Genomic DNA, 10,663 nt, shown 5'->3' on the forward strand with positions numbered 1-10,663 from the left:
CTATATCTGCGCCCCCCATGCTGGGGACTGCGTCAATATTTATCGCCGGTTCCTCGAGTTTGACAAAATCCTCCGGGGAAACGTCCAGCTTCTCCATAAAATTAAAGTCCAGGAAATCAGATGGGATATTCAGTCCCATTTCAGGCAAATCAAGTGGGGCAAGCGGGGATTCTATTAAATCAATTTCAGACAGGTTTTCCGTCGCCTCTTCAGGCGTCAACTCTTTTGCCTCCACCTTTACAACCTTTTCCGGCTGCTCCCCGACGCATCCACTCAGGGCTAGGACTGCAACGACCAGGGCAATGAGGGGAATATTATTAGCTGTCATTTTTCTAACCTGCAAGTTTTGGTTTATATTTCGCCTTAAATATTTCAGAACTCCGTCGGTAATCGCCAACCTTCTCCAGGAGATTGTTTTTGTACTCCAGTAGTTCGCCGGTACCTGATTCTGGACTGTAAGATAAAAATTCCTTCAGCGTGCTCAGGGCTTCGTTTTCAAGTCTTGCCAGGGAAACCAAATTTGCGCACATCGATGATTTTCCGGGGGTGGTGGTTACTTTCACATTATCCACATAAACCACCGAGGGAGTCAGTGATGGATAATCACCGTAGCGGTTTCCCCTGTACTTACTACTTTCGGGGTTGGCCTCCCAGAAGTCTGAATAAAAGCGGACGGAATCTATCTTTGTCATACCAGAATATGAATTTTTCAAGGGGGCTGAATTTAGCTTCTGTCCATCCACATAAAAATCAAAAGTCTGGTCAGGGTGCCATTCTATCTTAACGTGATACCACCTATCAAGCTCATATTTTAAATCATTGGGGAAATGCTTGAATCCTCTGGCCCAGTATCCAAAATGGCCATCGGTGAGGAAATACGTATAAATCTTTTCTCCGCGGTTGAAATCGCCCACGATGATATGGAACTTGGGATTTCCGTTGCTCTCCGAGGAGGCCATTATATCCACCTCAATGCTTCCCTGAGGAGAGCCATCAAAATTCTTGGATATTGCGACCTTATTCCCATATGATGGATTGTTATCATAGAAGCGTACGGCCTTACCACTTTTCGCTTTTCCTCCCTGAATTTCCTGTAGGGTATTTTCATCCTGGATCACATACCAGCCCTCCTGCCCATCGATGCTTCCATCTTTAAAATCATCAAAGGTGTCCAGGAACTGTACTTCACCGCCCTGGACTGTCTCTGCACCCTGGCATTCCCCCCTCGCCTGAAGTTTCTTCAAGTAATCCTGCCAGACCCCTACGCCGGGATCGAGGGCCTTGAGTTTATCCTCTGTGTACCCATTCCTCTCGAGTTCTGTTTTCAGCCGACTGTAAATCTCAGCCGCGCCCTGTTCCTGAAGTTTCTCCAATTCACCCCTCACCTTATCCCATTTAGAACGCATTTCTTCCACTGCCTGGCGGATATCGGCTTCGCTGGTTTCGCCAGCGGCGAGCTTGTCTATCAAAGCCTGCTCATCTGCTTCAAGCTGGGCAACAAGCTCCTCTGCGGTGGGGATGTCTTTGCCCTCGGCCCGTGCTTTATCAATCTCTTCTTTATGGGCCAGGATCTGTTTTTTCCCCTCCTCTATCTGGTTCTCAACAATAGCGCGGATGATTTCCTTCCGTTTCTGTATGGCCTTATCCCTGTATTCATTGAAGCGGACCATCTTTGCCTGAGAAACGATTCCCAACTCAATCTCAAAGTTTTCAAAGCCGTGGCGGATGGCTTTAAGCTTCTTTAACTCCTCTCCCCCTATTTCATCGGCTTTAGCCTCCATCAGCTTCGTTATACGCGCACGCTCTTCCTCGGCCAGGGCTTCATACTTTGCTGTTAATTCAGCTTTCGCCTTTTCCCCCTCTATTCTCCCTCGCTCCTCCCCCATCCTCTGCCCTAGTTTTAACAACTTCTCCATATCAGGCTTCTCCCCGAATTCTCCGGCCGCAGCCCTCGCCTTCAATTCTTCTTCGATTTCCTGCTTAATCCTCTCCCTCAGCTCCGCCTCTATTGCCTTGGCTTCCTGCTCAGCCCTGGCTCGCAGCCTTGCCTCTGCTTCCCTGCCCATGGCCTCGCCTTCAGGCCTCAGTTCTTTTTCAAGTTTTTTCCTGAGTTCCTCCCCCTTGGCCACTAGTGGTGGCTCGATCTGGCTGCGGAGGTCGTTTCCCGCGCTCCTTGCATCTTCCGCGGCTGAGATAAACTCTTGAAGTTTTGCCTGTGTCGCCTCCAAACTTTCCTGCTGGCAGACCGCATCGAGTTTGGACTCTAAATCCCTGGCCATGGCTGCATAATCAGGAACACTAACTTTTACGCCGACATCCTCTACTTCAGCGATGAGCGGAGGCAGGAGCTCTGCCATGGCCTCGAGTTTGGCCACTGCCTCACCGCCTCTATATTTGGCTTCGTAGCAATAAAGCTCCATCCAATCTTTCTCAGGTACCGCCTGCCGGAATTCAGAGGGAACCTGTCCAAAAACACCTGTAAAAGTTAGTAGAAATATAAGGGAAGTTGCGATTATTAACAAAATCTTCCGTTCCATATAATTCGTATTACTACTATTGTATAAAACATATAAAAATATTACGCAGGACACTACACTGTGCTATACTCAGCCTCCAAAGCTTATTATAGCAGAAAATCCAAGCTTAGCTCATGCTGGAGATACTTGCCCACTCCGGACCTGCTCGCCTGGGAACATGGCACTACGAAGACAAGAAGATTTCCACCCCCAGCTTCCTGCTCAACATAACCCCGGCCACCTCGCGCTTAAAGCATGAGGCCTACATAGCCCCCCGATGGGTGCGCACCTCAAAGGCGCCTGTTGTGGTCCACTATGGCACCCTCGCCGGGAGGACGAAGATGGGACGCTTTGGCATATTGCCCGGCGCTGGATTCGGGCTCGACATTCCAAGAGAGCTGGCAGAGCTGGGGGTTGAGAAGACCCTCGCACTGGCTGAGCAGTACCCCGGGTATGGCGCGGTTATAGAAGGTGGCAGGTACCCCGAGCTGAGAGAGCTTGCTGCGCAGAAGTTAGCGTCGCGAAAACTGCTCTGCCTAGCCAACGGCGCAAAGCTGTGCCAGCGCCCAAGGCTGCTGCTGGAGGTTGTTACACGCGTAAGAGAGGCGGTAAGTCCAAACACTGCGCTCTACCTGCCTGGCGCTCCCCCCTCGCTCTTCCCCGTACTTATATACATGGGAGTGGATTTGCTCGACGCAAGCCATGCCATAAGCTCAGCGCAGCGTGGATTTTATCTCACCCAATATGAAAGCTACCCCATCGAGAGAATGAAGGAGTTTCCCTGCACTTGCAGCGTATGCGCTGCAAATGACAAAGAAAAAGTGAAGAAAGGGCTGGTGAAGCATAACATATCTGTTATTTCTTCGCTTATGGCCGAGATAAGGGAGAATATGCGCACAGGTAGATTTACAAAGCAGGTAGAGATGAGTGCAAACACATCCACACAGGCGAAGGCGGTGCTGCGCATCCTCTATAAAGAAAAGTACAAATTTCTGGAGAGGTACACCAGCGTTGCACCCTAAAGGGCTCCCATAAGCTCTCTCAGGATGCTAAGTGCCTTCTTCCCCTTGCCGGTAATAAAGTACTCCTTGTTTGTGTTCTGGTCCACCAGCCCTGCCTCCTTGAGCTGGCGCAGATGAAAGCTAAGCTTTGTCGGGTCCTCTATGTTGATTCTGCTGAGTATTCTGCTGAAGGGCACCCTCCCCTCCACTTCGATCACCTTAAGAGCATTTCTACGTATGGGATTCGCCAGCACCTTAAGCGTTGTCTCAATCTCCTTCTCCACATCCCGGGGTGCTGAGATGAACTCCTCCCTGAACTTCGCCTCTTCGAGCACCCGCTTTATCGCCGACTGTATCTCATTTATTTTGAATGGTTTTGCAATGTAGTCATTTGCCCCACGCTTCATCGCCTCAACGGCGTTCTCAATGGTGGCGAAGGCTGTAATCATTATAACCTGCATCTTCGGCTTAACCCGCCTAACGTGGGTTAATATCTCCATTCCGTCAATCTTGGGCAGAAGCAGGTCGGTTATGACCACATCGTAATACCTGCTATCAATCCTCTGCAGAGCTTCCTCCCCAGAAAGAACATATTCTACCTCAAATCCCTCATCGGAGAGAATTTCCGCAAGGGTTTCACAAATCTGTGGATCGTCATCCACAATTAGTATCCTCGCCATGATTTTACCCCATTAAATTATTCTTTAATTATGTTCCTTTTAATATATCTTTTTTTCTATCAAGCTCCACCGGAAGTGTTATTATAAAGCTTGTGCCCTTCCCAGGCTCACTCTCCACCTCAATCTTGCCGCCGTGCCTCTCAATAAACCCGTGCACTATAGCAAGGCCCAAGCCGGTACCCCTGCCCAGTTCTTTCGTGGTGAAAAAGGGCTCAAATATCCTGGAAAGGTGTTCCTTTGGTATCCCCCTTCCGTTATCGCTAATTTTTATCACAACCGCACCATCCTTCACACCTGTGCTAACTCTTATCTCTCCCTTCCCCTCTGTCGCCTGAATGGCGTTGAGTATCACATTTGTGAACGCCTGTTTAAGCTGAAGCTCGTCACCCTTAATCAGAGGCAGCTCGCCAAAGTCCTTTTTAAGGGTGATGTTCCTCATCTGAACATTGAGCTCTTCGAGCACTCTTGTAAGGAGGCTGTTTACATCCACATCCCCTATCTCAGGTGTAACCTGCCTTGCAAAGTTCAGCAGACTCCTGGCGATCTTCGCTGCCCCATCCACCTGTCTCTCTATAATCTTCAGCTTCCTACGTATCTTTTCTGTCTCAACCTCGCGCAAAAGCTGTTCTGTAATCAGGCTCACGCTGGTGAGCGGGTTGTTAATCTCATGCGCAACGCCGGCGGAAAGCTGACCTATAGATGCCAGTTTCTCTGCCTCAAAAATCTGCTTCTCAAGCCTCTCCCTGTCCTTCTCTGAGGTTATGTCCCTTGCAACACTTATCAGCGCCCTCGCCCTGCCGCTGGCGTCGAAAATTTGCCTCATGCTGAGGTAGGCGGGGAAAGTCTCGCCATTGCTGCGCTTAAGCGTGACCTCCCCGTCAAAACTTCCATGCTCAATCGCTATCTCCAGTATCTTCTCCGCCTCCGAAGCATCATCAAAAAAGGATGTGATGTGCCTCCCCACCAGCTCCTCCTCTGTGCAGCCAAACATCTGCTCAGCGCTGCGATTGCATGAGAGAATGTATCCATCGAAGGTGGTGGTGCTTATGGCGAGGTCCACGGTGTTGAGGATGCTGGAAACAAACTCGCTCTGCTCTCTCAACGCTGCCTCGAAGCGGCGCCGCTCCTCAATGGAGCGCTCCACCAGAAAGCCCACCAGGGGAAATAGAATGGTGAGGACCAGTATTGTAACATGCTCATAGAAATCTTCGAAAAGATGATGATAAAATCCCTCCCATCCGGATACGATATATTCATAACTGAAATAAGCTCCAGAGATGGTTATCCCGAAGAGGGAGATACTTATTCCAAGAATATACTTTCTGACCGTATTCACAAGACCCATCCTATACTCATGAAATCTGACCCTCTCCAAAGATTACTAGAAGGCTATTTAAAGCTCTTTAACCGCCAAATCCCCTGGTTTCTCCTGAGTTTATCCCTTACTGCCAGGAAGAAGCGCTGTGCATCCTCGGTGCAATAATCGGCGTAGCTCCAGGGTAGAGGCTGATACCTTCCCTCTGCGTATATCAGCGCCACCTCTGCAAAAATCCCGCGGCCAAGATAAATTCTGTGAGCGCGCTCTTTCGTGGTGGAGAGCACCACATTACCAAGCGTAACATAGCCGGGGTCTAAATTCACCCTCCTCCTCTGCCCCACTGAAAGCGCCCTCTCAATCTCCAGGCAGATGAGCTTTGCCTCAACCAGCCTATCCCTGTCCACAGACTTCTCAAAGGCAAGAAAGAGCTTTTTGAGTCCTCTGCCGAACTCTGCCTCGTAGTAGCGTGTAAAGTTGAACTCGAAGATCCTGCTCCGGATATCCACCCTGCCAAAGGCTTCCTCCAGCTCTGCAATCGCCCTTTCCAGAGCGCTCTCCTCACTGAACATCGCAGCAATGAACAGCTTCGCCCGGAATAAAACCATACTACCACCTTATCAAATTTGGTTATAGACATTAATGTTGGCAGCGAGGATGTAAAGATACCGGAGGCAGAGATATACAGACCTTTCTGGATGAGTGGATTGCGGTCAAGGTACGAGAGAAGGAGAAGAGGGAGAGGGAACCTCAAGAGGCAAGACCTGCACGCTATGTGCGCCTTAAGCCACGAGGTTACCCGCTGCGCGATATCTCTCGCACAACGCCGTTGAGCATAAGTGACGAGAAGCTTTTTGAGATTTATGCCAAGGAGCAGTGGCTGGGTGCGACCGTGGCAAGGGGCGATATACTCTTCGACCAGCGTCTCATTCCTGACTACGCCTTTGAGGTGGTGAAGGTTCTGCCTCGCGGAGAAGTTACAATAACCGAGGATACCCTGATTTATGTGGAAAAGCCTGAGCCCGAGCGGAAGCCGGTGGCAAAGGTTGCCTTCAGTGACATAATCGGCCACGAGGATGTGAAGCGCAAGTGCAGAATTATAATGAAGTACCTCCGCGAGCCAAGGCGCTTTGGCGAGTGGGCCCCAAAGAATGTACTCTTCTACGGTCCCCCGGGCACGGGTAAAACCATGACCGCAAAGGCTCTTGCAAATGAAACCTCTGCCAGACTCTTCCTCATACGCGCCACTGATTTAATAGGCGAGTATGTGGGCGACGGCAGCAAGCGCATCCATGAGCTCTACCTTGCAGCCAAGGAGAATGCGCCGAGCGTGGTGTTTATAGATGAGCTCGACGCAATAGGTCTGGACAGAAGCTACCAGAGCATCCGTGGAGATGTAAGCGAGGTGGTCAATGCGCTGCTCACTGAGCTTGAAGGCATCCACGAGAACCTGGGTGTAGTAACCATCGCGGCGACAAATAACCCCACGCTACTGGACCGCGCCCTGCGGAGCCGCTTCGAAGAGGAGATACTCTTCCAGCTCCCAAGCGAGAAGGAGAGGCACAGGATACTCAAACACTATGCACATAAGCTCCCGCTACCTGTGGATGCAGACCTGCTGGAGTTCGCGAAGCGCACCCACAACTTCTCGGGACGGGACCTCAAGGACAAGCTTCTCAAAGTAGCACTTCACCGCGCTATTCTGGAAGATTCGCCGGAGATTAAAAGGGAGCATCTTGAGTACGCGCTAAAGCGCATCCCCGTTATGCCTGAGCCCAAAGAGCTGTACGCATAGGAAACCTTTTTATCCACCCCATCCAAAATCTCCTCATGCAGATACTTCCCCTGCGTTGCGATTCACCCCCTGGGGCTGAGGCTCCGAAAAGATATGGAATACAGCTTCTCGATGCTCACAACCTGGCTGGCAGAGAGCACCTGGAGTTTGCAGTGGAGCAGGCAAAGAAGGCCTTCGAGAGAGGTGAAAACATCTCAACTGATTTTCTAATAGAGGTGATGGTGCGCGCCTCGGCTAACAGACAGATAAAGGTTGCCCTTGAGAGGCTTGGTATTCGTGGCTCGAGGGAGGTTGTTGCCGTAGCCGAGGAGATACCAAAGGAATTTCTGGAGCACTACTCCTGCCGCGAGTGTGAGGATGTGCTGGAGATGACAGAGGAGAAGTACCAGCGCCTCAAGGAGATGTACGGCATAACAGAGGTAGAGATTCAGACCCTGGCGGAGGCGAATTTCCAGAGCCGTGCGGGTGTACTCAGGGAGCTCATCAAGGAGAGAATAGCCCTCATGGCTGCGGAGTAACACAAAGTTTATTAACAGAGGTATAGAGAGTTCTTTATGTTCGACCTGCCAACACCGGAGGATTTGAAGAGGTTCCGCAAACGCCTGGGATTAACGCAGACTCAGCTTGCTGAGAGGGCAGGAGTTAGCCAGTCGCTCATCGCACGGATAGAGGCTGGAGATATAGACCCCAGGTTATCAACACTGAGGAAGATAGTTAACGCCCTGAAGGAGAAGGACGTAAAGGTAAAGATTCCTGTGGAGAGGATAATGAAAACTCCGGTTATCCATGTATCGCCAGACGATACACTGGGCGAGGCTTCCAGGCTTATGGAAAAGCACGGTATTTCACAGCTTCCTGTGCTGGAAAATTATGTGCAGGTGGGCAATATCACCGAAGACCAAGTGCTTGAGGCTCTGGATTTCGACGACCCCTCAAAGATAAGAGTGAAGCGTGTCGCCGAGGTGATGGGAGAGGGGTTCCCCACGGTGAGCAAGGATACCGACGTAAAGGTGGTCTCAAAGCTCATAGAGAGCAACCGTGCAGTGCTTGTTGTGGAGAAGGGCAAGGTTAAGGGCATAGTGACCAAGGCAGACCTCCTCAGGCTCATGGAAAGGTAGCGCGCTGAGATTAGGAAAGGTTTATTTATGCATACCCTTTATTCATAATTCATGGATTTAACCGACCTGAGCTTTGCCTTGGAGGATGTGGTTTTACCCAACCTTACCTATATCGCCGCCTCTGCGGTTGCTGTTTTTGCCTTTGCCCTCCTCTACAGGCGCAGGAGCGGGTCAAAAAGGGATGAGAGGATGGGGGCGCTTGAAAAGTCCGAAGCCGAGAAGGCAAAACTCCTCAGACAGTTAGAAGCCCTGGAGGAGGAGAAGCGCGCTATGGAGGCGAAGCTCGCTGAAGCCAGAGAAGCGCTGGAAAGGGAGAAGATGGAACGCGCCGCCAGGGAGAAGGAAGTTGAGGAGAGGGTCAAGGCAAGTGAGAAGGAGCTTCTCAAGTTAAATGCACTGAAGGATGAGATAGAGCTTCTGAGGAGGAAGATAGGCGAACTTGAGCTGGAACGCAAAGAGGTAGAGGAAAAGTACATTGAGAAGATGCAGGCCCAGAAGGTGGAGTTTGAGGTCAGGCTCAAGGAGAGGCAAAGGGAGGTTAAGGAGGCGCTGCTCAGCGCCGAGAAGGAGAAGAACACCCTCAGGAAGGAGTATGAGCAGAAGATTCTGGACAGGGAGAAGGCAACAGAGGCGCTGCGGCACGAGTATGAGCTCAAGCTCAAGGCACTTGAAAACAAGATGAAGGCCATGGAGAAGAGGCACGTCGAAGAAATTGAGGCTGCCAGGGAGGAGGTAGAAGAGGAGAAGGAGGAAGAAATCAGGAAGCTCAGGGCAGAGATGAAAAAGGAGAAGGATAGGCATGAGCGCAGGATAAAGGAACTCAAGGAGAAAACAAAGGAGACTGTGCAGAGGGTGATGGAGGACAAGGAAGCACTTATAAAATCTCTGCGCGAAGAGGTTGAGAAGCTCAAGACCCAGAACGAGAAGCTCAGGGAGCAGATAAGATTGATGGAAATAGACAGGCTGTGATGACATGATTGTGCTCTTTTACTTCCTTGGCGAGGAGTTTACCCCGGTGCATACGGCAGCTGCCGCTCTACCCCTCCTGGTTGCAATCTTCCTTGCCCTCCGGCTCAGAAGAGCCATGGTGAGCATTAACAGATTGAAGAAGAGGGTTGAGGAAATCGACAACGAAAAGGCTGAGGTGTTCTCTAAAAAGGAGGCTCTTGAGAGGGAAGTGGGCGAACTGAGGGCGAGGGTTGAGGAGCTTGAGAGGGAGTACTTGGGCAAGAAGGAGGAAATCGAGGCAAGGGAGAGGGAAGTTGCTGAAAAGGAGAAGTTGCTTAGCGAGGAACTGCTCAATGTAAGTGCAATGCGGGATACCATAGAGATGTATCGCGAAAAGGTAGGCACCCTCGAGAAGGAGATTGAAAATCTCAGGCGTGAAGTAGAAGAAAGAGAGGAGAGCTACAAGAAAGAGCTCGAAGATGTGAGGAAGAGATTTGAGGAGCAGTCGAAGGAGATTAAGTCGAAGGCCAAGGAGGTTGTATCCAAATTTTCAGAAGCAAAGGAAGCAAGAATTGAAGCTCTTGAAGCCGAAAATGAGGAGCTCAAGAAGAAGGTTGATGAGCTCACGAAGAGGCTTTCTCTGTGGGAGTCGGTGGAGGACCTATGAGCCTCGCTTCTGAGTTTGCAAGTCTTGCAGAGGAGGGTGAGAGGCTTAGAGAAGCCGGAAATTACGCAGAACTTGCAGGGAGGCACAGGGAGTGGAGTCTGCGTGCCGTAAATTCGCTTATAGAGATTTTCGGCCGGGATTCTGAGCTGACCAGGGATTTTATAAACGATAAAACCATCGCGGAGGAGATAATATCCAACCTCGCAAAGCGCGGCTCCGCTATGCCCGGATTCCTGTCTGCTTTCAGTACAGATGCGAAGAGGTTGAAGACGCTGCTGGAGAGGCAGGCCGGCATCCTCAGGGCAGCTGAAAGGGCTGCAGATAGTGAAGCGCTGAAGCTTAAGGCGAGGCTTAAGAGGCGGGTGCTTTCTGATTTACTGCGCAGCGCTAGGAGGCTGCTCGAAAATCACATGAAGGACCCGGCTGCTATCCTGGGCAATGAGGTACTGCTCGAGGTTCTGCGCCAGCGCTGCGATGCAATTGGAATAGAGTACTCACCCATTGATGACACTAAAACTCTGCTCGCACTTCTCAGAGAGAAGGGGGAAGAATATCCCGACTATGAAAGACTCGCATCCATAGGAGAAGCAGCGCAGGAGGGGCACTTCTTCACCTATACAAAG

At 50.7% G+C, this 10,663-nt stretch carries 12 protein-coding genes; 7 read left to right on the plus strand and 5 right to left on the minus strand.

Going from position 1 to position 10,663, the window contains the following annotated elements:
- Together ACXJJW_RS02420 and ACXJJW_RS02425 are read right to left on the minus strand one after the other, a co-directional pair.
- Positions 1 to 328 (minus strand): hypothetical protein (locus ACXJJW_RS02420; protein ID WP_456474130.1); only part of this gene is annotated, 328 nt, incomplete at its 3' end.
- Between the two features lie 4 nt (positions 329 to 332).
- Positions 333 to 2,537, minus strand: coding sequence for a hypothetical protein (locus tag ACXJJW_RS02425; protein WP_456474131.1), 2,205 nt, complete (start codon positions 2,535 to 2,537; stop codon positions 333 to 335).
- A 113-nt stretch (positions 2,538 to 2,650) separates the two neighbouring features.
- On the opposite strand from ACXJJW_RS02425, the gene ACXJJW_RS02430 reads away from it, so the two are divergent.
- Entirely contained in the window at positions 2,651 to 3,538 is an 888-nt protein-coding gene (locus tag ACXJJW_RS02430) for a tRNA-guanine transglycosylase (RefSeq protein WP_456474132.1), read from the plus strand.
- Here the strand turns inward: ACXJJW_RS02430 and ACXJJW_RS02435 are convergent.
- From ACXJJW_RS02435 to ACXJJW_RS02445, 3 genes are read right to left on the minus strand one after another with little or no spacing between them, the layout of a single operon-like run.
- Positions 3,535 to 4,197, minus strand: a complete 663-nt coding sequence (locus ACXJJW_RS02435; protein ID WP_456474133.1) for a response regulator — start codon at positions 4,195 to 4,197, stop codon at positions 3,535 to 3,537. The two genes, ACXJJW_RS02430 and ACXJJW_RS02435, sit on opposite strands and share 4 nt — an antisense overlap.
- Before the next feature lie 28 nt (positions 4,198 to 4,225).
- On the minus strand, positions 4,226 to 5,572 hold the full coding sequence (locus tag ACXJJW_RS02440; RefSeq protein WP_456474134.1) for a two-component system sensor histidine kinase NtrB: 1,347 nt from the start codon (positions 5,570 to 5,572) through the stop codon (positions 4,226 to 4,228).
- A 14-nt stretch (positions 5,573 to 5,586) separates the two neighbouring features.
- On the minus strand, positions 5,587 to 6,120 hold the full coding sequence (locus tag ACXJJW_RS02445) for a DUF4416 family protein (RefSeq protein WP_456474135.1): 534 nt from the start codon (positions 6,118 to 6,120) through the stop codon (positions 5,587 to 5,589).
- A gap of 86 nt (positions 6,121 to 6,206) precedes the next feature.
- Here ACXJJW_RS02445 and ACXJJW_RS02450 point away from each other — a divergent pair, with 86 nt between their 5' ends.
- The 6 genes from ACXJJW_RS02450 to ACXJJW_RS02475 all read left to right on the plus strand — a co-directional run.
- Positions 6,207 to 7,307, plus strand: coding sequence for an AAA family ATPase (locus ACXJJW_RS02450; protein ID WP_456474141.1), 1,101 nt, complete (start codon positions 6,207 to 6,209; stop codon positions 7,305 to 7,307).
- Between the two features lie 35 nt (positions 7,308 to 7,342).
- Positions 7,343 to 7,825, plus strand: coding sequence for a KEOPS complex subunit Cgi121 (gene cgi121, locus ACXJJW_RS02455; protein ID WP_456474136.1), 483 nt, complete (start codon positions 7,343 to 7,345; stop codon positions 7,823 to 7,825).
- A gap of 36 nt (positions 7,826 to 7,861) precedes the next feature.
- Positions 7,862 to 8,425, plus strand: coding sequence for a CBS domain-containing protein (locus ACXJJW_RS02460; RefSeq protein ID WP_456474137.1), 564 nt, complete (start codon positions 7,862 to 7,864; stop codon positions 8,423 to 8,425).
- A gap of 51 nt (positions 8,426 to 8,476) precedes the next feature.
- Positions 8,477 to 9,394 (plus strand): coiled-coil domain-containing protein, encoded by a 918-nt coding sequence (locus ACXJJW_RS02465; RefSeq protein ID WP_456474138.1) that lies wholly within the window; start codon positions 8,477 to 8,479, stop codon positions 9,392 to 9,394.
- Between the two features lie 4 nt (positions 9,395 to 9,398).
- Positions 9,399 to 10,040 carry a hypothetical protein gene (locus ACXJJW_RS02470; protein WP_456474139.1) on the plus strand — a complete coding sequence of 214 codons (642 nt, stop codon included), beginning with the start codon at positions 9,399 to 9,401 and terminating at the stop codon, positions 10,038 to 10,040.
- Positions 10,037 to 10,663 (plus strand): hypothetical protein (locus tag ACXJJW_RS02475; protein ID WP_456474140.1); only part of this gene is annotated, 627 nt, incomplete at its 3' end. The genes ACXJJW_RS02470 and ACXJJW_RS02475, both read left to right, overlap by 4 nt.

The organism is Candidatus Pyrohabitans sp. (genome assembly GCF_054014795.1).